The organism is Micromonospora sp. WMMA1949 (assembly GCF_027460145.1).
In the GTDB taxonomy this organism is placed as follows: domain Bacteria; phylum Actinomycetota; class Actinomycetes; order Mycobacteriales; family Micromonosporaceae; genus Micromonospora.
Genome location: NZ_JAPZBG010000001.1, coordinates 5,775,944 through 5,798,822, shown reverse-complemented (window position 1 = coordinate 5,798,822; position 22,879 = coordinate 5,775,944). Strand labels below are relative to the sequence as shown.

18 protein-coding genes are annotated in these 22,879 nt (G+C 75.8%); 8 read left to right on the top strand and 10 right to left on the bottom strand.

The genetic code is table 11. The annotated features are described in order from the left end of the window. Positions 1-375: 375 nt before the first annotated feature. The 3 genes from O7607_RS27120 to O7607_RS27110 all read right to left on the bottom strand — a co-directional run bounded on the left by O7607_RS27120 (position 376) and on the right by O7607_RS27110 (position 5,307). Entirely contained in the window at positions 376-1,158 is a 783-nt protein-coding gene (locus O7607_RS27120) for an ABC transporter permease (RefSeq protein ID WP_269706224.1), read from the bottom strand. Beyond that, positions 1,155-2,129, bottom strand: a complete 975-nt coding sequence (locus O7607_RS27115; RefSeq protein ID WP_269706222.1) for an ATP-binding cassette domain-containing protein — start codon at positions 2,127-2,129, stop codon at positions 1,155-1,157. The genes O7607_RS27120 and O7607_RS27115 overlap by 4 nt, the downstream gene beginning before the upstream one ends. 67 nt (positions 2,130-2,196) lie before the next feature. Further along, a complete protein-coding gene (locus O7607_RS27110; protein WP_269706221.1) occupies positions 2,197-5,307 on the bottom strand; it encodes an AfsR/SARP family transcriptional regulator in 3,111 nt (1,036 codons plus the stop codon). 110 nt (positions 5,308-5,417) lie between these two features. Between O7607_RS27110 and lnt the strand changes: the two genes are divergently transcribed. The 3 genes from lnt to O7607_RS27095 are packed head-to-tail and all read left to right on the top strand — an operon-like array spanning position 5,418 to position 8,411. Further along, positions 5,418-7,022 (top strand): apolipoprotein N-acyltransferase, encoded by a 1,605-nt coding sequence (lnt, locus tag O7607_RS27105; RefSeq protein ID WP_269706219.1) that lies wholly within the window; start codon positions 5,418-5,420, stop codon positions 7,020-7,022. A gap of 22 nt (positions 7,023-7,044) precedes the next feature. Further along, positions 7,045-7,836 (top strand): polyprenol monophosphomannose synthase, encoded by a 792-nt coding sequence (locus tag O7607_RS27100; RefSeq protein ID WP_269706217.1) that lies wholly within the window; start codon positions 7,045-7,047, stop codon positions 7,834-7,836. A gap of 53 nt (positions 7,837-7,889) precedes the next feature. After that, on the top strand, positions 7,890-8,411 hold the full coding sequence (locus O7607_RS27095; protein WP_269706214.1) for an FxsA family protein: 522 nt from the start codon (positions 7,890-7,892) through the stop codon (positions 8,409-8,411). 63 nt (positions 8,412-8,474) lie between these two features. Here the strand turns inward: O7607_RS27095 and O7607_RS27090 are convergent, their stop codons facing one another. Further along, on the bottom strand, positions 8,475-8,816 hold the full coding sequence (locus tag O7607_RS27090; protein WP_007070998.1) for an RNA polymerase-binding protein RbpA: 342 nt from the start codon (positions 8,814-8,816) through the stop codon (positions 8,475-8,477). 225 nt (positions 8,817-9,041) lie between these two features. Here O7607_RS27090 and O7607_RS27085 point away from each other — a divergent pair, with 225 nt between their 5' ends. Beyond that, positions 9,042-10,523: a peptide MFS transporter gene (locus O7607_RS27085; protein WP_269706212.1), complete on the top strand. Its 1,482-nt coding sequence runs from the start codon at positions 9,042-9,044 to the stop codon at positions 10,521-10,523. Between the two features lie 6 nt (positions 10,524-10,529). Here O7607_RS27085 and O7607_RS27080 read toward each other — a convergent pair whose 3' ends face one another. The 3 genes from O7607_RS27080 to O7607_RS27070 are packed head-to-tail and all read right to left on the bottom strand — an operon-like array spanning position 10,530 to position 13,696. Further along, a complete protein-coding gene (locus tag O7607_RS27080) occupies positions 10,530-11,120 on the bottom strand; it encodes a pyridoxamine 5'-phosphate oxidase family protein (RefSeq protein ID WP_269706210.1) in 591 nt (196 codons plus the stop codon). A 59-nt stretch (positions 11,121-11,179) separates the two neighbouring features. Further along, the gene (locus O7607_RS27075) at positions 11,180-12,331 is read right to left on the bottom strand and encodes a hypothetical protein (RefSeq protein ID WP_269706209.1); all 1,152 of its coding nucleotides are present in this window, start codon (positions 12,329-12,331) and stop codon (positions 11,180-11,182) included. A gap of 12 nt (positions 12,332-12,343) precedes the next feature. Continuing rightward, positions 12,344-13,696, bottom strand: a complete 1,353-nt coding sequence (locus tag O7607_RS27070; protein WP_269706207.1) for an MFS transporter — start codon at positions 13,694-13,696, stop codon at positions 12,344-12,346. 73 nt (positions 13,697-13,769) lie between these two features. On the opposite strand from O7607_RS27070, the gene O7607_RS27065 reads away from it, so the two are divergent. The 4 genes from O7607_RS27065 to O7607_RS27050 are packed head-to-tail and all read left to right on the top strand — an operon-like array spanning position 13,770 to position 17,168. Further along, positions 13,770-14,432 (top strand): TetR/AcrR family transcriptional regulator, encoded by a 663-nt coding sequence (locus tag O7607_RS27065; protein WP_269706206.1) that lies wholly within the window; start codon positions 13,770-13,772, stop codon positions 14,430-14,432. 54 nt (positions 14,433-14,486) lie between these two features. Further along, positions 14,487-15,794, top strand: coding sequence for a flavin-containing monooxygenase (locus O7607_RS27060; protein WP_269706204.1), 1,308 nt, complete (start codon positions 14,487-14,489; stop codon positions 15,792-15,794). Next, positions 15,791-16,648 (top strand): SDR family NAD(P)-dependent oxidoreductase, encoded by an 858-nt coding sequence (locus tag O7607_RS27055; protein WP_269706202.1) that lies wholly within the window; start codon positions 15,791-15,793, stop codon positions 16,646-16,648. The genes O7607_RS27060 and O7607_RS27055 overlap by 4 nt, the downstream gene beginning before the upstream one ends. Positions 16,649-16,658: 10 nt before the next feature. Beyond that, positions 16,659-17,168 carry an NUDIX hydrolase gene (locus O7607_RS27050; protein WP_269706200.1) on the top strand — a complete coding sequence of 170 codons (510 nt, stop codon included), beginning with the start codon at positions 16,659-16,661 and terminating at the stop codon, positions 17,166-17,168. Here the strand turns inward: O7607_RS27050 and O7607_RS27045 are convergent. The 3 genes from O7607_RS27045 to O7607_RS27035 are packed head-to-tail and all read right to left on the bottom strand — an operon-like array spanning position 17,165 to position 22,763. Then, entirely contained in the window at positions 17,165-19,342 is a 2,178-nt protein-coding gene (locus O7607_RS27045; RefSeq protein WP_269706199.1) for a glycoside hydrolase family 95 protein, read from the bottom strand. The two genes, O7607_RS27050 and O7607_RS27045, sit on opposite strands and share 4 nt — an antisense overlap. Further along, a complete protein-coding gene (locus tag O7607_RS27040; protein ID WP_269706197.1) occupies positions 19,339-20,358 on the bottom strand; it encodes a LacI family DNA-binding transcriptional regulator in 1,020 nt (339 codons plus the stop codon). Before O7607_RS27040 ends, O7607_RS27045 begins: the two co-directional genes overlap by 4 nt. Beyond that, the gene (locus O7607_RS27035) at positions 20,355-22,763 is read right to left on the bottom strand and encodes a beta-glucosidase family protein (RefSeq protein WP_269706195.1); all 2,409 of its coding nucleotides are present in this window, start codon (positions 22,761-22,763) and stop codon (positions 20,355-20,357) included. Before O7607_RS27035 ends, O7607_RS27040 begins: the two co-directional genes overlap by 4 nt. Positions 22,764-22,879 lie beyond the last annotated feature (116 nt).

Below are 22,879 nucleotides of genomic sequence, written 5' to 3'. Positions count from 1 at the left end.
TGTCGCAACACACGACAGGCCCGGGTGGGTTGACAGCGGCGGGGGTCTACGCCGTACCGTCTTTGAGTCCTACCACGGGAAGCGGCTGTTGTTCGCTTCGTCCCTTCGTCCGCTGGCCGAGCGACCGGAAGGTTGCGGCGGCCAGGTCCAGCGGGCGGGGGTCGGCGGGGCGGCGCGAACCGGCCGCGGTTACCGGTGTACGGGCAGGGTGAGAGGCACGGCCAGTAGACAACGGCCAGGCGGGGGCAGCCAGTCCACGTCGGGTCGGTCCGAAGGTCGGCGCCGATCGTCTTCGCCCCACCGGCCGGGAAGGGCCTGGGAGCATCGGGGCGCGGCTTCGGCCGCGCCCCGATTTCATCCCCCCGGATACCCCGGTCAGCGGCCGAGCCGCCGGTAGCGGCGCACCGCCGCCGGGGCGGCGAGCGCGATCAGCGCCAGCGGCCAGGCGATCGCCAGTTCCAGTGCGTGCCGGGCGGGCCACGAGTCACCGCCCAGACCCGGGTTGCCGAACAGGTCCCGGGCCGCCGCCACCGTCGCCGACAGCGGATTCCAGGCGGCGATCGCGCCCAGCCAGTCCGGCATCAGCTCCGGCGCCACGAACACGTTGGACAGGGCGGTCAGCGGGAACGCCAGCGGGAACACCACCACCGCGACCGTGTCCGGGTTCGGCACGAGCAGCCCGAACAGGATGCCCAGCCAGGTCATCGCGACGCGCAGCAGCAGGATCAGCGCCACCGCCGCCAGGGCCGGGCCGACGCCCTCGCGCCACTGCCAGCCCACCAGCAGCCCGCACACCACCAGCGTGGTCATCTCCAGGCAGGCCCGTACGAGGTCGGCGCTCGCCCGGCCGGACAGCAGCGCCGAACGGGCCATCGGCAGCGACCGGAACCGGTCCACCACGCCCCGGCCGGCGTCCACCGCGACCGCCGACGCGGTCGCGCCGAGGCCGTAGAGCATCGTCATGACGAACACGCCCGGCAGCAGGAACTCCCGGTAGCTGCCCTGGCCCGGCACGGTCATGCCGCTGCCGAACACGTAGCCGAACACCAGCACGAACATGATCGGCAGGGTGAAGTAGAGGATGATCTCCTCCGGGGCGCGCACGACGTGCCGCATGTTCCGCCCGGCCATCAGCCACCCGTCGGTCAGCGCCCTCACGACGCCACCCCCACCCGCTGCGCGTCGGCGTGAGCGCCGGTGAGCCGCAGGAACGCCTCGTCCAGCGTCGGCCGGCGCACCAGCACGTCCTCCACCGCGATTCCGGCGTCGTCGAGGGCCCGCAGCACGGCGGTGAGCACGGCGATCCGGTCCGCCACGGGCGCGTCGACGCGCCGCAGTTCGGCGTCCACCGTCGCGGTCGCGCCGGTGGCGCGTTGCACCACCGCCGTTGCCGTGGGCAGGTCCGCCGCGTCGCGGACCACCAGTTCCAGCCGGTCGGCGCCGATGCGGGCCTTCAACCGCTCCGGGGTGCCCTCGGCCACGACCCGGCCGGAGTCGATGACGCACACCCGGTCGGCGAGATGGTCGGCCTCCTGCAGATATTGGGTGGTGAGCAGAACGGTGGTGCCGTCGGCGACGAGTTCCCGCACCGCCGTCCACAGGCCGTTGCGGCTGCGCGGGTCCAGGCCGGTGGTCGGCTCGTCGAGGAACAGCACCCGCGGCGGCACCACCAGGCTGGCCGCGAGGTCCAGGCGGCGGCGCATCCCACCGGAGTAGCCGCCCGCCGACCGGTCGGCGGCCTCGGTCAGCCCGAACCGGTCCAGCAGTTCCTCGGCGCGGAGGCGGGCCCGGCGCGCGCTCAGCCGGCGCAGCCGCCCGAACAGCACCAGGTTCTGCCGGCCGCTGAGCACCTCGTCGACCGCCGCGTACTGGCCGGTCAGGCTGATCGCCTCACGAACCCGGTCCGGGGCGGCGGCGACGTCGTGCCCGGCCACCCGGGCCCGGCCGGCGTCGAAACGCAGCAGCGTGGTGAGGATCCGCACCGCTGTGGTCTTGCCCGCCCCGTTGGGGCCCAGCACCCCGTAGACGGTGCCGGCCGGCACGGCCAGGTCGAAGCCGTCCAGGGCGGTGGTGCGTCCGTACGTTTTTCGTATCCCGTCGGCCAGCACGGCCGTCGCGTCGTCGGTCATGGTGTCAGCGTCACCGGCGCCGCTGACCGGGCGCGTACCGTGCGCGCACCGGGCGGCGCCGCGCCGGTCAGCGCCCGTCGACCAGCGCCAGCGCCCGCTGCCGGGGCAGGCCCGCGCCTCGGGCGTACGCGGTGGCGAACGCCGCCTCGCCCAGGTGTTCCCGCAGCGTGACGGCGGTCGGCGTGCCGGCCGGGGCGTCGGCGGCGCCGGTGCCTGCGAGCAGCGCCGCCGCCGCGCCCAGCAGCCGGGCCGCCGACTCGGGGTCGCCGGCGCGCAGCAGCGGCCCGGCCAGTCCGTCGGCTGCCGCGGCCACCACCGGCACGTCCCACACGCCGACGCCGGCGGTGAGGACCTGCCGGTAGTAGGCGCGGGCGGCAGCCGGGTCGCCGGTGGTGTCGGCGAGCTGCCCGAGCGTCACCAGCGCCGCGAGCCGCACCACATCGGCGCCGAACCAGCCCGACGGGCACTGCGCGACGGCCCGTTCGCACAACGTCCGCGCGCGCTGCGGGTCGCCGTCGCGGCGGGCGATCTCGCCGAGGCCCAGGTCCGCGGCGGCCACCAGTTCCGGCGCGCCGGCCGGCCCGGCGATGTGCCGCACCCGCCGGTAGTCCTCCGCCGCGCCGGTCAGGTCACCGGCGACCAGCCGCCCGTCGGCGCGGGTCCGCAGCAGTTCCGCGAGGTCCAGGGTGGAGCCGAGCTGCTCGGCCAGGTCCAGGGCCTCCGCCATCGGCGCGGCCGCCGATGCGACGTCACCGGTGCGGTAGGCGGCCTCGGCGCGGGTGGACAGCGTCACGATCATCCCCCAGCGGTCGTCGAGGGCCCGGAAACCGGCCAGCGCGGCGTCCAGCTCGATGCGGGCCTGCTCGTGCCGGCCGTGCAGCAGACCGACCATCGCGGTGCCCAGCCGGCCCAGCGCCCTGCTCCACGGATCCGTGCCGAGCAGCCGGTCCCGGACGGCCTGCTCGTGCAGCGCCGCCGCGTCCTGCGGCGACGGGGGACCGCTGGCCATGCCGGACAGGTACAGCAGGAACGGATGCCGGGGCGGCCGGGCCATGGTCCACAGGATCCGCGACGCGGTGTCGACCTCGCTGCGCTCGCCGCCACCGGCGAGCGTGGCGACCAGCAGGCCCAGCGCGTACTCCTCGGCGAGGCCGTCGGGCGGGCCGTCGAGCCGGTCGACCAACCGCCGGGCCAGCGCCGCGCCCTCCCCGCGCAGGCCCCGCAGCCACCAGTAGAACGCCAGCGCCGCGACCAGCCGCAACCCGGTGGCGGTGTCGGTGTGCCGCAGCGCCGCGTGCAGGTCGTCGCGGGCGGCGTCGAGGCGGCGCAGCCACCGGTCCTGGCCGCCGCCGCGCAGGCCCGCGTCGCCGGCCAGCGCCAGATCCAGGAAGTACGCGGCGTGCGCGGCCCGCACCCGCCCGGTCTCGCCGCCCTCGGCCAGCCGGGCCGCCGCGAACTCGCGGATCGTCTCCAGCATCCGGTAGCGCCCACCGGTGGCCTCCACCAGCGACTTGTCCACCAGGCCGGTCAGCACGTCGAGCACGTCACCGGCGTCCGGCGCGCACACCGCCTGCACCGCGGCCAGGTCGGCCGCGCCGGCGAACACGCTCATCCGGGCGGCCAGCCGCCGCTCCGGGGCGTCGAGCAGGTCCCAGCTCCACCCCACGACCGCCTCCAGCGTGCGGTGCCGGGGCGCAGCGGTGCGGTCGCCGCGGCGCAACAGCCGGAACCGGTCGTCCAGGCGCGCCGCGACCTGCGTCACCGGCAGGGCGCGCAGCCGCGCCGCGGCTAGCTCCAGGGCCAGCGGCAGCCCGTCGAGGGTACGGCAGATCCGCAGCACCGCCGGGGTGGTGCCGGCGTCGAGGGTGAACCCGGGCGACACGTCGGCGGCCCGGTCGGTGAACAGCCGCACCGCCGGGTACGCGGCGGCTGCCCGCGGTGCGGCCGGCCCGTCCGGGGCGGGCAGCCCACCGACCGGGCACAGGGCCTCGCCGGTGAGGCCCAGCGGTTCCCGGCTGGTGGCGAGCACCCGCAGCCCGGGCGCGGCGGCGAGCAGCCGGCCGGTCAGCCGGGCCGCGTCGTCGATGACGTGCTCGCAGTTGTCCAGCACCAGCAGCAGCCGCCGGTCGGCCAGCGCGGCGACCAGCCGGTCGGTGAGGTCGGCCGGGCCGCCGGGGGTGCGCAGGCCCGCGTCGCGCAGGTCCAGCGCGGCCAGCACGGCGGGCGCGACCGGTGCGCCGGGCGCCACGGCCGCCAGCTCCACCAGGCACACCGGCCCGTCGTGGCCGGACGCGACGGTGGTGGCCAGCCGGGTCTTGCCGGCGCCGCCCGGGCCGTGCAGGGTGACCAGCCGTGCCGTACCGAGCAGCTCGTGCACGCGCCGCAGCTCCGGTTCCCGGCCGACGAAGCTGGTGAGCGGGCTGGGCAGCCGGGCGGGCGGCGCGGCGTCGTCGCGCAGCAGCGCCGTGTGCAGGGCGGCCAGCTCCGCCGACGGGTCGGTGCCCAGCTCCTCGGCCAGGATCCGGCGGGCGTCGGCGTAGACGGCGAGCGCCTCGGCGCGGCGGCCGGCGCCGTGCAGCGCCCGCATCAGCAGCCCGTGCAGCCGCTCCCGCAGCGGATGCGCCGCCACCAGGTCCCGCAGCTCGGCGATCAGCGGCGCGCCGGCCGGCGCGAGGGCCAGTTCCGCCTCGACGCGGTCCTCGACCGCGGCCAGGCGCGCCTGACGCAGCCGGGCCGCCTCGGCGTCGGCGAACGGCGCGTCCGTCACGTCGGCCAGGGGTTCGCCGCGCCACAGCGCGAGCGCGTCGCGCAGCAGCGCCGCCGCCCCGGCCGGGTCACCGGCGGCCAGCGCCGCCCGCCCGGCCGCGGCCAGCCCGGAGAACCGGTGCACGTCGACCCGCTGCGGATCGATCGCCAGCCGGTAGCCGGCCGGGCCGAACTCGACGGGCGCGTCGGGCAGCAGCCGGCGCAGCCGCGACACCTGCGACTGCAGCGCGTTCGCGGCCTGCTCGGGCGGCCGGTCGCCGTAGACGCCGTCGATGAGACGCCGCGGCGGCACGGTCCGGCCGGCGTCGAGCAGCAGCAGCACCAGCAGCGCGCGCAGCCGCCCACCGGTGACGGGCAGCACGCTGCCGTCGGCCGCGTACGCCTGGGTCGCGCCGAGCACACCGAACCGCATGCGCCCGATTGTCGCCTGCCGGCGCCGCGTCGGTGGCACGCCCCACACCGGTTCGGCCGACGGCCGGTACGGGCGGGTAGCCTTCGGCCCGTGATCGTGGGGAGAAGCCGGTGACGACGCTGGACCGGGAACAGCCGCGTGCCACCGACGGGGCACCCGGTGACGGCGGCGCGCGTCCCCTGCCGCTGACGCTCGCCGTGCCGGCCGCCGTGCTGGCCGGGGTGGCGCTGCTGCTGGCGTTCCCGCCGTACGGGATGTGGCCGCTCGCACCGGTCGGGGTGGCGCTGCTGGCCGCCGCCGTGCACCGGCGGCGGCTGCGCGCCGGCGCCGGGCTGGGCTTCCTGACCGGGCTGGCGCTGTTCGCGCCGCTGCTGGAGTGGACGAACCTGCACACCGGCTACCTGCCGTGGGCGCTGCTGTCGCTGCTGCAGGCCGCGTTCCTGGCGCTGCTGGGCGCCGCCACCGCCTGGGTGTCGCCGCTGGCGGACCGGCACCGGGCGGCGTGGCCGCTGCTCACCGGCGTGCTGTGGGTGGGGCAGGAGGCGCTGCGCGACCGCGCCCCGTTCGGCGGGTTCCCGTGGGGGCGGCTGGCGTTCAGCCAGGACACCTCGCCGCTGCTGAAGCTCGCCGCGCTCGGCGGCGCCCCGCTGGTCACGTTCGCCGTCGCGGTCGCCGGCGGGCTGCTGGTCGCCGCCGCGTGGCGGGACTGGCGGCGTACGCCCGGGCAGTGGCGGCCGGTCGCCGGGCTGACCGCCGCGCTGGTGGCGCTGCTGGCCGCCGGCTCGGCCGTGCCGACCGGGGTACGCGGCGCGGGCGACACCGTCACCGTGGCCATCGTGCAGGGCAACGTGCCCCGCCTCGGGCTGGACTTCAACGCGCAGCGGCAGGCGGTGCTGAACAACCACGTCGACGCGACGCTGGAGCTGGCGCGGCGGGTCACCGAAGGCGGGCAGGAACGCCCCGACGTGGTGGTGTGGCCGGAGAACTCCAGCGACATCGACCCGCTGCGCAACCCGGGCGCGGGGGAGCGGATCTCCCAGGCCGCCGACGCGATCGGCGCGCCGATCCTGGTCGGCGCGGTGCTGGTCGGGCCCGGGCAGGGTGAGGTGCGCAACGCGGGGCTGCTGTGGCGCCCGGGCACCGGCCCGGATCTGGACCAGGTGTACACGAAACGGCATCCGGTGCCGTTCGCCGAGTACGTGCCGCTGCGCTCCATCGCCCGCAAGGTCAGCTCCCAGGTCGACCGGGTCCGGTCCGATTTCGTGGCCGGTGACCGTCCCGGCGTGCTGAACACCGGCCCGGCTGTGCTCGGCGACGTGATCTGCTTCGAGGTCGCCTACGACGGCATCGTCCGGGACACCGTCACCGGCGGCGCGCAGCTGCTGGTGGTGCAGACCAACAACGCCACGTTCGACGTGGCCGAGGCCCGCCAGCAGCTGGCCATGGTGCGGTTGCGGGCCGTGGAGCACGGCCGGGCCGCGTTGATGGCCTCCACGGTCGGGGTGTCCGGGTTCGTTTCCCCGGACGGACGGGTAGACGGTGCGACCGGGTTCAACACCGCCGCGGTGGTGGTGCGGCAGATGGAACTCGGCGACGGGCGTACCCCGGCGACCACGGCCGGGGTGTGGCCGGAGGTGGCGCTGACGGCGCTGGCGGTCGCGGCCCTGGCCGGCGCGGCCGTGCTGCGCCGCCGCCGGGAGGCCGCTCCCGGCTGAGCCGACGAGAGGCGGTGCGACGGTGGGCGTGGCAGCCGACAGGCGGACGGTCGGCCATCCCGGGGTGGGGCGGGTCCTGGTGGTCATCCCCACCTACAACGAGGCCGACAACGTCGGGCGCATCGTCGCCCGGGTACGCGAGGCGGCGCCGGCGGTGGACGTCCTCGTCGCCGACGACAACAGCCCCGACGGCACCGGCGCGATCGCCGACACGATCGCCGGGAACGACCCGCGGGTGCACGTGCTGCACCGCGAGGGCAAGGAGGGGCTCGGCGCGGCCTACCTGGCCGGTTTCGCCTGGGCGCGTTCCCGCGGCTACGACGCGGTGGTGGAGATGGACGCCGACGGCTCGCACGCCCCGGAGGACCTCCCGGCGCTGCTGCACGCCGCCCGCGACGCCGACGTGGTGATCGGTTCCCGGTGGACGCGCGGCGCGCGGGTGCTGAACTGGCCGTGGCGGCGGCTGCTGCTGTCCCGGGTGGGCAACCTGTACGCGCGGCTGGCGCTGGGCATGCCGGTCAGCGACGCCACCGGCGGCTACCGGGTGTACCGGTCCAGCGCGCTGGACGCGATCGACCTGGACTCGGTGCGGTCCCAGGGGTACGCGTTCCAGGTGGAGCTGTCGCGGCTGGCGCACCGCGCCGGGGTGCGGATCGTAGAGGTGCCGATCACGTTCGCCGAGCGGGAACACGGCGACAGCAAGATGAGCCCGCTGATCGTGGCGGAGGCGCTGTGGCGGGTCACCCGGTGGGGGGTGCGGGACCGCCTGGCGACAGCGCCGTCGCGCCCGGATGCGCTCGCGCGCTGGCCTTGAGCCGGGGCGTGTCATGCTTGAGGGGCGTGATGACCCCGGGCTGATGAGGTGAGATGCGCCGAGGACTGAAGTTCGTACCACCGGCCCTGCTGCTGTTGGCGCTGCTGGAGCTGACCGTTTTCGTGCTGGTCGGCCGGGCCGTCGGGTTCGGCGCGGCGGTGCTGCTGGTGTTCGGGGCGTCCCTGCTGGGGCTGGTGCTGCTGCGCCGCGAGGGCATGCGGGCGTGGCGCGGCTTCCGCGCGGCGGCGCAGGCCGGCCGTCCGCCGGGCCCCGAGGTGACAGACGGCCTCGTGGGTCTGCTGGGTGCGCTGCTGCTGGCGCTGCCGGGCCTGGTCAGCGGCGTGGTGGGCCTGCTGTTGCTGGTGCCGCCGCTGCGCCGGCTGGCCGGTGGCGGGGTGCGCCGGGCCACCGAGCGGCGGGTGTCGTCGATGGTCGCCGGTGACCTGTTCGGGCCGCGCCGGGTGCGCGTGTACCGGGGCGCGTCGCAGCCGGCCCCGGAGCCGGCCCCCGCGCCGGCGCAGCAGCCGGTCACCGACCCGGGCAAGGCCATCGAGGGCGAGATCGTCGACCGCTGAGGCGGTGCGGACAGCGAAACGCCCCCGGGTGATCCCGGGGGCGTTTCGGCGCGTTACGGACGGTCAGGCACGACCGCGGCGGGTCCGGACCTCCTGGAGCCGCTCGGCGAGGATGTCCTCCAGCTCGGCGATCGAGCGCCGCTCCAGCAGCATGTCCCAGTGGGTACGCGGCGGCTTGGCCTTCTTCTGCTCCGGCTCGGTGCCGTCGACCAGGCGGGCGACGCTGCCGTCGAACTTGCACTCCCAGGTCGTCGGGACCTCGGCGTCGACGGCGAACGGCACCTCGAACTGGTGGCCCTTGGCGCAGAGGTACTCGCGGGTCTGGCGCGGCGCGAGCTCCGTGTTGCGGTCGGATTCGTAGCTGACCGCGCCCAGTCGGCTACCGCGCAGCATGCGCTCGCCCATGATCGACTTCCCCTCGTTCGTGGTGCTGGTCTTCACGTGTAACGACCGGTCACCGCTCGCCCATTCCCCGGCCCACGGCGACAGGGCCGTACGCGGGTCGGGAGAGTCAAGGGTAACCGGCCATGACAGCTGCCCGGCGGGGTCGTCCCCGGCCGGGCCGAATCGGTGGAGTGTTTCGCCTGCCAACGGGGATGTTACCCACCTGTTTGCGCGCCGGAGGTGACGATGAGCAGTGACGCGCCGGTCGGAGCCCGACCACCCGCCGGGAAGACCTTCTTCGGTCATCCCCGCGCGCTGTCCACGCTCTTCCTCACCGAGATGTGGGAGCGGTTCAGCTTCTACGGCATGCGGGCGATCCTGGTGCTCTACCTGACCGCCGCGGTCGCCGACGGCGGCCTGGACCTCGGCGAGTCCAGCGCCAACGCCGTGTACGGCACCTACAACGCCATGGTCTACCTGATGGCGCTGCCGGGCGGCTGGGTCGCGGACCGGCTGATCGGCGCGCGGCGCAGCGTGCTGTGGGGCGGCGTGGTGATCGCCGCCGGTCACTACGTGATGGCGATCCCCACCGGGTGGAGCGTGTTCGCCGGCATGGCCCTGATCGTGCTCGGCACCGGCCTGCTCAAGCCGAACATCTCCACCATGGTCGGCGACCTGTACGAGCGGGACTCGCCGCGCCGCGACGCCGGGTTCTCCATCTTCTACATGGGCATCAACCTGGGCGCGTTCATCGCCCCGCTGATCACCGGCTTCCTCGGCGAGAAGATCAACTGGCATCTGGGGTTCGGTGCCGCCGCGGTCGGCATGACCTTCGGCGTCCTGCAGTACGTGCTGGGCCGGCGCAACCTCGGCGACGCGGGCGCCCGCCCGGCGGACCCGCTGCTCGGCGCGGACCGGCGGCGCGCGCTGACCCGCATCGGCGCGGCGAGCGTCGTGGTGCTCGCCGCGCTGCTCGTGCTGCTGGTGGCCGGCTGGTTCACCGTCGACACGGTGGTCAACCTGCTCACCGTGGTGACGGTGCTGGTCACTGTCGGCTACTTCGCGCGGATCCTCACCGACCGGGAGATCAGCGGCACCGAACGCAGCCGGATGAAGGCGTACGTGTGGTTGTTCGTGTTCGCCGCCTCGTTCTGGCTCATCTACGACCAGGCCGGGTCGGTGCTGAACATCTTCGCCGCCGACCAGACCGACCGGTCGGTGGGCGGGTTCACGTTCCCGGCGTCCTGGTTGCAGTCGGTGAACCCGATCCTCATCATCATCGGCGCGCCGCTGGCCGCCGCGCTGTGGCTCAAGCTCGGGCACCGGGTGTCCACGCCCACGAAGTTCGCCGTCGGCCTGGTGCTCAACGGCCTGTCGTTCGTGCTGATGGCCGCAGCCGCGCGGGCCGCCGTCGGCGGCGACCTGGTCTCACCGCTGTGGCTGGTCGCGGTGTACGCCATCCAGGTCGCCGGCGAGCTGTCGCTGAGCCCGGTCGGCCTGTCCGCCACCACGAAACTCGCGCCGGTCAAGTACGCCAGCCAGATGCTGGGCCTGTGGTTCCTCGCCACCGCCGTCGGCGACGCCATCGGCGGTCAGGTGGCCCGGCTGGCCGACAGGTGGTCCCAGCCGGTGTACTTCCTGACCTTCGGGCTGGCCTCGGTGGTGCTGGGCCTGGCCGCGGTGATGTTCACCCGCCAGATCCGGCGCCTGATGGCCGGCATCCACTGACCGCGCTCACACCGCCGGGGTGGGCGGCAGCGGCAACGGCAGGCCGGGCAGCCCGTCGATGCTGGTCGCGACGTGGTCCTTGCCGGCGAAGTACGCGCTCAGCGACGCGTCGTCCTCCCGGGCGAACCGGCGTTCGTGCAGGTCCCGGTCGGCGTCGTAGGTCATGAACGGCACCGCGTAGCCGCAGGTGTCGCGGATCAGCTCGGCGTGCACCACGATGATCGCGCGCACGCCGTGCGGACCCGGGTCGATGTCGGGGAAGTGCTTCAGCAGGCCGGGCCAGCGCGGGTCGTCGCGGAACACCGGTTCGCCGCGCCCGTGCACCCGCACGATGTTGGGCGGGCCGGTGAACGCGCACCACATCAGCGTGATCCGGCCGTTCTCCCGCAGGTGGGCGATGGTCTCGGCGTTGCTGCCCGCGAAGTCGAGGTATGCCACGGTGTGTTCGTCGAGCACCGCGAAGCAGCCGCGTAGGCCTTTCGGGGACAGGTTGACGGTGCCGTCACCGGAGAGCGGGGCGGTGGCGACGAAGAACATCGGCTGTGCCTCGACGAAGTCCCGCAGCCGGCCGTCGATGCGCTCGTACGTCTTTCCCATGCCTTCGATCCTCGCCGGAGAGCCGGGTGCGGCGCTGCCCCGTTCCCAGCCCGTGGCGCTCAGCCGGTACGCGTACCGAGCCGCGCCAGCGCCGTCGCGAGATCACTGACCTGGTCGGCGAGCTGCCCGGCGCGCCGCTGCGCGGCGTCCCGGTCGGCCTCGATCACCGCCGTCCGGGCGGCCAGCTCGGCCGCCCGGGCCTCGGCGGCGCTCACCGCCCGCCGCGCCTCGGCCAGCTCCGCGGCGAGCGCGTCCCGCTCGCCGGCGGCGGCGCGCGCCTGCTCAGTCGCCCTTGCCGCCTCGGCCAGAGCGTGCTCGACCGCCGCGCTCGATTCGGCCCGGACCCGCTCCAGCGCCGCCTCGGCCCGGTCCCGCTCGACGACTGCCTGCCGCGCGGTGGCTGCCTGCGCGTCGGCCCGCTCGATGGCGGCCCGGGCCGCGCGTTCCGCCTCGCCGGCTCGTGCCTGGGCGGCCTGCGCGTCGGCGCGGGACTGTTCGGCCCGGTCCAGCGCTTCGGTGGCGGAGCGGGTGGCCCGCTCGGCGTCGGCGCGGGCGGCGTCCCGCTCGGCGGCCAGCTCGGTCGCTCGGCGGCGTTCGGCGTCGCGTTCGGTGCGTACCGTGCGCAGTTCCTGCCGGGCGGTGTCGCGGTCGCGTTCGGCCTGCACCCGCAGCGCCTGCGCGGCGCCCGCCTCGGCGCGGGCGGCGTCGCGGGCCTCCTCGGCGGCGGCGGCCCGGTCGGCGGCGGCGGACGCGGCGGCCTCCGCCCGCTCGGCGCGGTCGGCGGCGGCGTCGCGGTCGGCGTACGCGGCGCGGGCCTGCTGCCGGTCCCGGGCCGCCGCGGCGGTGGCGTCCTCGGCCTCGCGGCGGGCCTCGTCGCGTTCGGCGTGCGCGGCCGCGACCTGCGCCGACGTCTCCGCGCGCAACTCGGCGAGCTGGCGTTCCACGCCGGCCGGTGACAATTCGGCGTGCAGCGCCTCGGTGAGCGTCTCCACGATCTGGTCGAGCCGGTCCACCGCCTCCCAGGTGCGCGCCACCTGCCCGGGCAGGCCGGGGGAGTTGCGGTGGCGCATCCGCGAGTTGCGGGCGGCCCGCTGGCAGGCGCCGTCGTTGTCCCGGCAGTAGCGGAACGGGCGGCCCGCGCCGGCGCGTTGCGGCACGTCGCGTCCGCAGTGGGCGCAGGGTCGGGTGTCGGTGGCGAGCTCGGCGTCCATCGGGGGCGAAGTCTATCCGGCGGCGTCCACGCGGGCCGTGCCGTCGAGGGTGTAGCGGCGCTGCAGCAGCACCGCGACCACCATCACGGCGGCGGGCAGCAGCCCGAAGCCGTAGCGCAGCGCGTCCAGCGCGGCCGGGGACTGGGTCACGCTCTGCCCGGCGGTCGAGGCCACGAACCCGCCGGCGGCGAGGCACAGCGCGTACGCGTACGGGCCCAGCGCCGCGCCGGTGGCCTCGGTGGCGGTCCACACCCCGGTGTACGTGCCGGCCCGCTCGGTGCCGCCGGCCGCGCGGATCACGTCGGGCAGCATCGAGAACGGCAGCAGTTGCATGCCGGCGAACGCCACCCCGAGCACCGCCACGGCGGCCACCAGCACCGGCAGCCCGGCGGGGCGGCCGACGGCCAGCACCAGCGACCCGGCGGCGAACGCGGCCTGCGCGGCGAGCAGGGCACGTTGCTTACCGATCCGCCGCGCCACCGCGAGCCAGCCCGGGGTGACGAGCAGCGCCGGTGCGACGAACGCGGCCACCAGCACCGTGGTGAGGCCGGGGCGGCCCAGTTCGTACTCGGCGTAGTAGGGCACACCGGCGAGCACCAGGTGGGTGGTGGTGGACATGGCCAGGTACGCGCCGACCAGCCAGCGGAACTGCCGGTCCCGCAGGCTCGCCGCCAGCGCCCGCCACCCGCCCGGGCCGTGCGGCGGCGCCGTGTCGGCGGCGGTACGGCGCAACCGGCCGATCCCGGCGACACCGACCAGCATCGCGGCGAACATCCCGGCCGCCAGCACCACGCCCATCAGCAGGTAACCGTCGCGGGTGGCGTCGTCGCCGCCGGCCAGCAGCGGCGCGAGCAGCCCGGAGACGAGGATGCCGAGCGTCAGCACCACCATCCGGAAGGCCATCAGCCGGGTCCGCTCGTGGTAGCCGATCCGCAGGTCCGCCGGCGTCGCCAGGTAGGGCACCTGGTACGCGGCGAACAGCAGGTTGCCGGCGACGAAGAACACCGCCACCCAGCCGGCCGCGGCGGCGCCGGTGAGCCCGCCGGGGACGGCGAACAGGGCGGCGAACGCCAGCGGCAGCGCGCACCCGGCCAGCAGCAGCCGGCGGCGGTGCCCGCGGCGGGCCTGCTCCACGTCGCAGCGGTGCCCGATCCACGGGTGCAGCAGCACGTCGGCGATCTTCGGCAGCAGCAGCGTGAGCCCGGCGAGCCACGGCGCGACCGCCAGCACGTCGGTCAGGAAGTAGAGCAGCAGCAGGCCGGGCACTGTCACCCAGACACCCATGCCGAGTGAGCCGGTGGCGAATCCGACGAGCGGGCCGCGCGGCAGGGTGACCGCGTCGGAGCGCTGATCCAGCCCGGTCATGGCGGTCTCCTGTCCTCGGGGCGCGCCGCCCCCAATCCAACGGTTGCTGGATTGTAGGGGGAACAATGGCCGGATGACCATGCCTCGCCGCCGGCCGGGCCGGCCCCGCCGCGACGACCAGCGGCCGACCCGTGACCTGGTGCTCGCCGCCGCCACCGCGCTGTTCGCCGAGCGGGGCTTCGACGCGGTCAGCGTCCGCGACGTCGCCGCCGCCGCGGGAGTGGACGCGGCCACCGTCGTGCACCACACCGGCACCAAGGCGCAGCTCTACGACGCCTGCTTCGCCCGCGTGTTCAGCGCCGAACGGGAGGTCATCGAGGCGGCCGGGGAACGCGCCCGGGCGGCCCTGTCGGCCGGGCCGCGCGACGCGCTGCGGGCGCTGCACGACCTGGTGGACGTGTTCGTCGACTTCCTGGAGGACCGGCCGGAGACGACCGCGCTGTGGCTGCGCCGCTGGCTGGAGCCGCAGCGGCACGGCGAACTGGACCGCCGCTACGCCGCGCCGTTGTACGGGCTGGTCGAGGAGTTGCTGGTGGCGGCGGCCGGTGCCGGCGCGCTGACCGAGCCGACGCCGCATGTGACGGTGCGTTCCCTGGTCTGGGCGGTGCACGGGCACGTGGTGGCGCTCGCCGCCGGGGCCGGCTCCGGCGCCCGGGAGCGGCGCGAGTTCCGCGCGTTCGTGCACCGCTTCCTCGACGCGCTGTACCGGGCCGATCCGGGAGACGCCCGCCCTTGACGCCGGCCCGCGCTCCGGGGATTATCCATCAGTCGTTGGATTAAGGGGGCGGGTATGGCCACACCGAGGGTCGCTGTCGTCGGCGCCGGAGCCGCCGGACTGGCCACACTCAAGGCGCTGGCCGACGCCGGTGTCCCGGCCGTCGCGTTCGAGGCGGCGGACACGCTCGGTGGCCTCTGGGTGTACGGCGCACTCGGCTCGCCCGCGTACCGGACGCTGCACCTGAACACCAGCAAGGGGCGTACCGAGTTCGCCGACCACCCGATGCCGGCCGACTGGCCGGACTACCCCGACCACACCCGCGTCGCGGGCTACCTCGGCGACTACGCCGACCGGTTCGGGCTGCGCGAGGCGGTACGGCTGCGCCACACCGTCGAACGGGTCACCCGCACCGGCGACGGCTGGCGGGTGCGGGCCACCGGCCCGGACGGCCCGGTCGATGTCGACGTCGAGGCGGTGGTGGTCGCCAACGGGCACAACCGGGTGCCGAAGCGGCCCGAGCCGTACCCGGGCGAGTGCACCGCCGAGCAGATGCACAGCCACGACTACCGCGGCCCGGAACAGCTCGCCGGGCGCCGGGTCCTCGTCGTCGGCGGCGGCAACTCCGCCATGGACATCGCCGTCGACGCCTCGTACGCCGCCGCGCGCACGCTGCTGTCGCTGCGCCGCGGCGTGTGGGTGGTGCCCAAGTACCTGCTGGGCCGCCCGTCGGACACGCTCAACGGCGCGCTGGCCCGCCGGCTGCCGTGGCGGCTGCGGCAGCGGATCAGCCAGACCATGATCACCACAGCGGTCGGGCCGCCCACCCGGTACGGGCTACCCGCACCGGCGCACGGCTTCCTCCAGGACCACCCGACGCTGTCCGACGCGCTGCTGTCCCGGCTCACCCACGGCGACATCCAGGCGCGGCCCGGCATCGCCCGCTTCGACGGCGACCGGGTCGAGTTCACCGACGGCCGCCACGACGAGGTCGACCTGGTCGTCTGGTGCACCGGCTACCGCGTCGAGATGCCGTTCCTCGACCCGGCGCTGCTCGGCGACGGCGCGGACCGGCTGTCGCTGTACCGGCACGTGTTCCACCTGGACGCCCCCGGGCTGGCGTTCGTCGGGCTGATGCAGTCCACCGGCGCGGCGTTCCCCCTGGTCGAGGCGCAGGCCCGGCTGGTGGCCGCGCGGCTGGCCGGCACCTGGGCGCCGCCGGATCCGGCCCGTCAGGCCGCCGCCTGCCGCGAGGAGCTGCGCGCCGCCACCGCCCGGTGGGGGCAGCGCCGCCCGCACATGCGCGTCGACTTCGACGTCTACCTGGCCGAGCTGGGCCGCGAACTGGCCGCCGGCCGTCGCCGCGCCGGAGCGGCACGATGAGCGCGGCAGGCCGGAACCCGGCCGCCGGAGCAGGCGCTCTGGCCGGACGGCGGGTGCTGGTCACCGGTGCCCGGGGCACGTTCGGGCAGCATCTCGGCGCCGCGCTCACCGCCGCCGGCGCCCACGTGGTCGGGCTTGACCTGCACGCCGACCCCGACGCCACACCGCCCGTGCTCGGCGTCGACCTGACCGACCCGGCCGCGACGCCACCGGCGGTGGCCGCCGCGATCGACCGGCTCGGCGGGCTCGACCTGCTCGTCAACAACGCCGGCGTCGGCGGGCCCGCACCCGCCGAGCTGCCGCCGGACGAGGTGGTACGCCGCCAGATCGAGGTGAACCTGCTCGCCGCCTGGCGGACCACCGCCGCCGCGATGCCGGCCCTGGAGGCGGCCCGCGGGCGGGTGATCTTCGTGGCCAGCCGGATGGCCGTGCTGCCGCTGCCGCTCGCCGCCGCGTACGGGGTCAGCAAGCGGGCGCTCGTCGCGTACGCCGACGCGCTGCGCCACGAAGTAGGCACCCACGTCGGCGTCAGCGTCGTCTACCCCAGCATGGTCGCGTCCCCGATCCACGACAGCACCGTGGCGGCCGGGCTGTCGCTGAACGGGGTGTCCCGTCCGGAACCGGTCGAGGGGGTGGTGGCCGCGATCCTGCGCGCCGCCACGGCCCGGCGCGCACCACGGGACGTGGCCACCACCCGGCGCGGCCGGATCGAACTGGCGCTGGCCCGGCACGCTCCGGCCCTCGCGGACCGGATCGTGCGCCGTACCGTCGCCGGCAGGTTGGCCGCCGGGGACCTGGACGGCGCGGCGCTGGCCGAGGGCATGGTCCGGCGGCACCGGCAGGACCGCCGGTAGCCTGCTCGCCATGGCCGTCTCGCCCTACATCGCCCGGCTGCGCCGCCACGTCGGCCACGACCTGCTCATGCTGTACGGCGTCAGCGGCGTGGTCACCGACGACGCGGGACGGGTGCTGCTGGCCCGCCGGGGCGACAACGGCCGCTGGTCGATCCCGGCCGGCACGGTCGACCCGGGCGAGCAACCGGCCGACGCGCTGGTGCGCGAGGTCCACGAGGAGACCGGCGTCACCGTGGCGATCGACCGGCTCGCCGGTGTCGCCACCCACCCGGTGGTCTACCCCAACGGCGACGCCTGCGAATACCTGAACATCTGGTTCCGCTGCCGGGCCATCGGCGGGGCGCCGGCCGCCGACGGCGACGAGTCGCTGGCGGTGGCCTGGTTCGCCCCGGACGCGCTGCCCGCCCTGGACGACTGGGCGCGGCTGCGGATCGGCACCGCGCTGGCCGAGGACGCCCCGCCCTGGTACGCGGCGCCGGGGCAGAGCCACCCGGCGCTGCACCAGCCCGACAACCTCTAGCCGAACGCCATCTCGCACGGCCGGTCCGGCGCCAGATCCACCGCACGGCAGTCGCCGGGCGCGTGCACCACCACGCGCTGCGCCACCGGCGACACCAGCCGCGCCCGCACCCGGCCGGGCGCCCAGGTCAGCTCCTCGACGGTGACCCGGCCCCGGCAGGTGACGCCGCGCAGCGTCCCGGCGGGCAGGCCCGGCAGCGGCGCGGGCAATAGCCGCAGCGTTCCCGGGCGCGACTGCACCAGCGACTCGATCAGCACCGCCGGCAGCGCGTGCGCGGCGTCGGCGTTGTACGTCCTCCGGCCCGGGTTGTGCGCGCTCATCAGCGACCGGAAGAACATGTCCGCGCCGACGATCTTGCGCAGGTTCGCCGCGACCAGGTCGCCGTCGCGCAGCCGCGCCGCCGCGAGCGCCCGGTGCAGGCTGCCGTGCGCGGACCGGTTCTCGTCTCCGCGCAGCGTCAGCGCCCGGTGCGCGGCGGCGGCCAGCTCCGGGGTGTCGTCCGGATCGATCTCGTGCAGTGGCCACACCGGATACAGGTGGCTGACGTGCCTGTGGTCCTCGTCGCCGGTGCTGCCGGGCCACGCCCACTCGGCGAGCGCGCCGCGCCCGTCCACCAGGTAGCCGGGCGGCCGCACCCCGGCCCACCGGTCCTCGCCGGTGACCTCGGCGGCCAGCCGCAGCGCGTGCCGGGCGGCGGCGACGTCCATGGTGGCGTTCACCGCGACCGGCGCGACCCGGCCGGTGTCGTCGTACGGGCCGGTCTCCGGTGAGTACGACGGCACCAGCGCCGGATGCCCGTCCACAGCGGTCAGCACGTCGGCGAAGAAGTCCGCCACCTCGGCCAGCCAGCCGGCCACCTCACCCAGCGGCTCACCGGTGACCAGGTGGTGTTCGTGCAGCGGGTGCAGCAGCCAGTCCGCGCCGGCCAGCCACGCGGTGAACGGCCAGTCGGGGTGGACGTGGAACAGGTGCCCGTGCTCGCCGTCGGTGCGGCTGGGCGCCAGTAGCCCGCGCGACCCGTACACGGCCCGCGCGTTGGCGCGCCAGTGGTCCACCTGGGCGGCGACCAGCCGGGCGTGCGCCGCCGTCACCTCCGGCAGCGCGCCCACGTTGGCGCCCGCCAGTTGCAGGTTCAGGTTCGCGTCGGTGGTGAAGTCACCGGCCCACGCCGCGTCCCAGGAGCCCAGCCACAGCCCGGTCAGCCGGGGCGGCAGCACCCCGCTGGCGCTGAACAGCAGGTACCGGCCGGAGTGGAACAGCCGTTCCAGCAGCGCCGGGTCCAGCCGGTCCGGCGCGGCGGCCTGCCGGGCCAGCAGCTCACCCACCGGTAGCGCCCGGTCGGCGGCGGGCACGCCGAGGTCCAGGCCGACCCGGAGGTACGGGCCGAGATGGCGCGGCACGTGCCGGGCCAGCAGCGCCTCGTAGTTCCCGGCCGGCGCGGCGAGCCGCCGCTCCGATGCCCGGGTCCGCCAGGGCGGCGCGTCGGGCCGGTCGACGAGCGTGGTGAGCAGCGCCGGTCCGCGTACGCGTACCCGGTCGCCGTCGACGCTCACGTCGCCGCGCAGCAGCGTGAGCCCTTCGAACCCGTACGCCCCGCCGGCAGCCGGGTAGCGGGCACGGACCCGCAGGAACACCAGACCGTCGCGGCGGTACGCGGCCTGCTCGTACACCACGTCGGCCGGTTTGCCGGGTAGCTCACCCGTCGCCCCGACGACGCAGTCGCCCTGGTCGAGGTGCAGCACCGCGACACCGTCGGCGCGGGAGGCGAAGCAGCGCCGCCGCCCGCCCGACCATTCGACGGTCACCTCCCCGGTGGTGAAGTCGGTGTGGCGCCGGTAGTCGCGTACCGGGCCGGGCGGCGCGTCGACGGTCAGCGCGTACCCGGGGTGGAACGACTGGGTCCACTCCAGCTCCCGGCCGCCGGTGAGCAGCCGGGCGGCCTCGGCGCGGCGTCCGGCGAGCACCAGCGCGCGGATGTGCGGCATCCGGCTGGCCAGTTCGGGCGCGCGGGCGTCCCGGGTGCCGTTGGGCAGGACGAGCCGGTGATGATTGACCACGATCCGCTCGGCGTGCGGCTGCCCGTGGACCATCAGGCCCAGCTCACCGTTGCCGGTGAGGAACGCGTCGGTCCAGTCGGCGGCCGGGGCGGTGTCGTGGATGCGGTGCGCCGTCACCGGCCGGCGCTGGTGTCCCGCACGGTGAGGTGCGGTTCCAGCAGCGTCACCTCCGGCACCGCCTCGCCGCTCAACCGCCGCATCAGCAGCGCCACCGCCTGCCGGCCGACCTCCTCGGCGGGCACCGGTACGCAGGTGAGCCCGGACTGCTCGGCCAGCTCGTCCGGGCAGATCGCGACCACCGACACGTCGCGGGGCACCCGGCGGCCCAGCAGCGGCAGCGTGGCGAGCACCGGCCCGACGGCCGACTCGTTCTGCACCACCAGCCCGGTGACGTCCGGGTGGTCGGCGAGCAGCGCCTCCAGGTCGCGGCGCACCGCAGCCGGTCCCTCCTCGCAGGAGCGGGTCACCGCGTCGACGCCGAGCCGCTCGGCGGCGGCGCGTACCCCGGCGCGGGTGCGGTGGGCGAACCCGGTGCCCCGGTCGTAGACCGCGGCGGGCGCGCCGAGCAGCGCGATCCGCCGGTGCCCGGCGGCGGCCAGGTGTTCCACGCACAGCTCACCGGCGCGCCGGAAGTCGAGGTCCACGCAGGCCAGCCCGGTGCTGTCGGCGGGGTGCCCGATCAGGACGCCGGGTAGCGCCAGCTCCCGCAGCAGCGGCACCCGGGAGTCCTCCAGCTCGACGTCCATCAGCAGCACGCCGTCGACGAGCGCGCTGCCGGCGATGCGGTGCAGCCCGGCCGGGCCCTCGTCGGCGGTGACCAGCAGCACGTCGTGGTCGTAGCGGCGGGCGGTGGTGACCACGGCGGTGGCGAAGCGCATCACCACCGGCACCTGCATGCCGGTACGCAGCGGCAGCACCAGCGCGATCACGTTCGCCTTGCGGCTGGCCAGCGCGCGGGCCCCGGCGTGCGGGTGGTAGCCCAGCGCGCGGACGCTGGCGAGCACCCGCCCGCGGGTGGTGGCCGAGATGGTGCGTTTGCCGCTCAGCACGTACGACACCGTGCTGGCGGCCACCCCGGCGTGCCGGGCCACGTCGGCGATGGTGACCTGCTCACCGGGGGTCCGCCCGTTCACCGGGCCGCCCCGGAGCGGGAGCCCGCCGGCTCGGCGGTCGCGTCGCCACCGGTCACCGTCAGCGCGCCGGCCAGCCGGATGTCCCGCGCGGACCGGCCGACCAGCACCGAGTGGACCGCGTCCTCCACCACCATCGCGGCCCGGGCCTCGTCCCACCAGGCCAGGTCGGCGGTACGCAGGCACAGCGTCACCCGGGCGGCGCAGCCCGGGTCGAGCGTGACGCGGGCGAAGTCGCGCAACTGCCGCAGCGGCTGCTTGACCCGGGAGCGCCGCTGCCGGGTGTAGAGCTGCACGACCTCGGTGCCCGGGCGGCGGCCCGTGTTGGTGACCTCGACGCTCACCTCCACCTCCTCGCCGGCACGCGCCGCGGCGGTGCTCAACCGAAGGTCAGCGTAGTCGAACTCGGCGTAGCTGAGCCCGTGCCCGAACGGGTACAGCGGCTCACCCCGGTGGTAGAGGTAGGTGGTGTCGGCGCCGATGACGTCGTAGTCGAGCAGGTCGGGCAGTTCGGCGGCGTCGGCGTACCAGGTCTGGGTGAGCCGCCCGCCCGGGTCGGCGGCGCCGAGCAGCACGTCCGCCAGCCCGTTGCCGTGTTCCTGTCCACCGTGGGCGCTCCACAGCACCGCCGGCAGGTGCTCCTGCGCCCAGCCGGCCGCGTACGGGTAGCTGCTGGTCAGCGCCAGCACGGTACGCGGGTTCGCGGCGTGCACGGCCCGCAGCAGCTCCGCCTGCCCGGTGGGCAGCGCCAGGTCGGCGCGGTCCTCGGTCTCCCGGCCGTTGACCATCGGGTGGTTGCCGAGCACCACCACGGCCACGTCGGCGGCGGCGGCGAGCGCGGCGGCGTCGGCGGCCCCGTCGGCGAGGAGCGTCACGGTGAACGCGGCCGGGTCGCCGGTGGCGACGCTCAGCCGTCCGTCCGGAGCGACGCCGATGTGCCGTCCGGTGGCCAGGTGGTGCAGCAGCGCGGTGCCGTCGGGCCGGTGGTGCAGGCGGAACGTCTCGCGGACCACCCAGCCGCCCGGTCCGTCGCGGTCGGCCACCAGGGCACCGGTGTCGTCGGCGCCGACGTACCGGCCGGTGTCCACCGCGCGCAGCGCCACCACGTCCTGCCCCCAGTCGACCACCTCGAACTCGGTCGCGGTGTCGCCGAGCGCCAGCGGGCCGTCGCCGTCGAGGCGTACCGCGCGGTCGCCGGCGTGCAGCGTGATCCGGTCCGTGCCGGGGTGGGTGGTCACCTCGGGCAGCCGTCCGAGCAGCCCGGCGTACGCGCTGATCGTGTACGGCGGGGTGCCGCTGTACCAGTCGGTGAGCACGGCGTCGGCGAGCGGGCCGAGCACCGCGACGCGGGTGCCGGGGCGCAGCGGCAGCAGGCCGTCGTTGCGCAGCAGCACGACCGACTGGCGGGCGGCCTCGCGGGCGAGTTCGCGGTGGGCGAGGCTGTCGAGGGTGTGGGGCGGTACGTCGTCGTGGGGATCGGGGTCCAGGTCGCCCAGGCGGGACCGGACGGACAGGATCCGCCGCACCGCCCGGTCCACGTGGGAGGGCTCGATCAGCCCGCGCGCCAACGCCTCGGTGAGACGCTCCACTGTGGGGGTGCTGTCCTCGTCGTCCTCGGTGAAGCTGTCGATCCCGGCGCGCAGCGCGGCGGCGAAGCCGGCCACGTGGTCGGGCAGGTACTCCTGCACTCCGGCGATGTTGCCGACCGCTCCGGCGTCGCCGACCACCATGATCTCGTCGTCGGCGTAGCCGCGCAGCTCGCCCTCGATCAGCGGGCTCAGGTGCGCCGGTACGCCGTCGACCAGGTTGTACGACGCCATCACGGCCACCGCCGCGCCGGCGGCCAGCGGGGCGCGGAACGCCGGCAGCTCGTACTCGTGCAGCACCCGCGGCGGCAGGTCGCTGGAGGTGGTGGCCCGGTCGGTCTCGTTGTTGTAGCCGAGGAAGTGCTTGAGCGTCGGCGCGGTGCGCAGCCGGATCGGGTGGTCGCCGCGCAACCCGAGCGCGTACGCGGTGGCCAGCTCGCCGGTCAGCCACGGGTCCTCGGACCAGCCCTCCTCGTTGCGTCCCCATCGGGGGTCGCGCAGCGGGTTGACCACCGGCGCCCACACGTTGAGGCCGACGCGGTCCGGGTCGGCCCGGTGTTTGACCCGCACCTCGTCGCCGACGGCGGCACCGACCGCCCGGATGAGATCCGGGTTCCAGCTCGCGGCGAGACCGATCGCCTGCGGGAAGACGGTGGCGGTGCCGAGCCACGCGACGCCGTGCAGCGCCTCGGTGCCGGTGCGGAAGGCGCGCAGGCCGAGCCGCGGCACCGGTGCCTGCCACTGGTGCAGCAGGCCGAGCTTCTCCGGGAGGGTGAGCCGGGCCAGCAGGTCGTCGAGACGGTGGGGGACGGGGTCGGTCATGGCGGGCGCCTCCGGTCGGCGTTCGGGCCGCCGCTCGTCCGTCGAAGCGCTTCGACGGACGAGCCGGTGATGCGGCGACGCGTACGCGAAAAAGGGGTGGTGGTGGGGTCGGCGGT

Excerpts from the sequence above, each read along its gene's own strand:
- O7607_RS27085 (WP_269706212.1), top strand. The coding sequence starts at position 9,042 with ATGAGCAGTGACGCGCCGGTCGGAGCCCGACCACCCGCCGGGAAGACC.
- O7607_RS27115 (WP_269706222.1), bottom strand. The coding sequence starts at position 2,129 with ATGACCGACGACGCGACGGCCGTGCTGGCCGACGGGATACGAAAAACG.
- O7607_RS27070 (WP_269706207.1), bottom strand. The coding sequence starts at position 13,696 with ATGACCGGGCTGGATCAGCGCTCCGACGCGGTCACCCTGCCGCGCGGC.
- O7607_RS27110 (WP_269706221.1), bottom strand. The coding sequence starts at position 5,307 with ATGCGGTTCGGTGTGCTCGGCGCGACCCAGGCGTACGCGGCCGACGGC.
- O7607_RS27060 (WP_269706204.1), top strand. The coding sequence starts at position 14,487 with ATGGCCACACCGAGGGTCGCTGTCGTCGGCGCCGGAGCCGCCGGACTG.
- O7607_RS27080 (WP_269706210.1), bottom strand. The coding sequence starts at position 11,120 with ATGGGAAAGACGTACGAGCGCATCGACGGCCGGCTGCGGGACTTCGTC.
- O7607_RS27050 (WP_269706200.1), top strand. The coding sequence starts at position 16,659 with ATGGCCGTCTCGCCCTACATCGCCCGGCTGCGCCGCCACGTCGGCCAC.
- O7607_RS27055 (WP_269706202.1), top strand. The coding sequence starts at position 15,791 with ATGAGCGCGGCAGGCCGGAACCCGGCCGCCGGAGCAGGCGCTCTGGCC.
- O7607_RS27065 (WP_269706206.1), top strand. The coding sequence starts at position 13,770 with ATGACCATGCCTCGCCGCCGGCCGGGCCGGCCCCGCCGCGACGACCAG.
- O7607_RS27090 (WP_007070998.1), bottom strand. The coding sequence starts at position 8,816 with ATGGGCGAGCGCATGCTGCGCGGTAGCCGACTGGGCGCGGTCAGCTAC.
- O7607_RS27095 (WP_269706214.1), top strand. The coding sequence starts at position 7,890 with ATGCGCCGAGGACTGAAGTTCGTACCACCGGCCCTGCTGCTGTTGGCG.
- O7607_RS27035 (WP_269706195.1), bottom strand. The coding sequence starts at position 22,763 with ATGACCGACCCCGTCCCCCACCGTCTCGACGACCTGCTGGCCCGGCTC.
- O7607_RS27075 (WP_269706209.1), bottom strand. The coding sequence starts at position 12,331 with ATGGACGCCGAGCTCGCCACCGACACCCGACCCTGCGCCCACTGCGGA.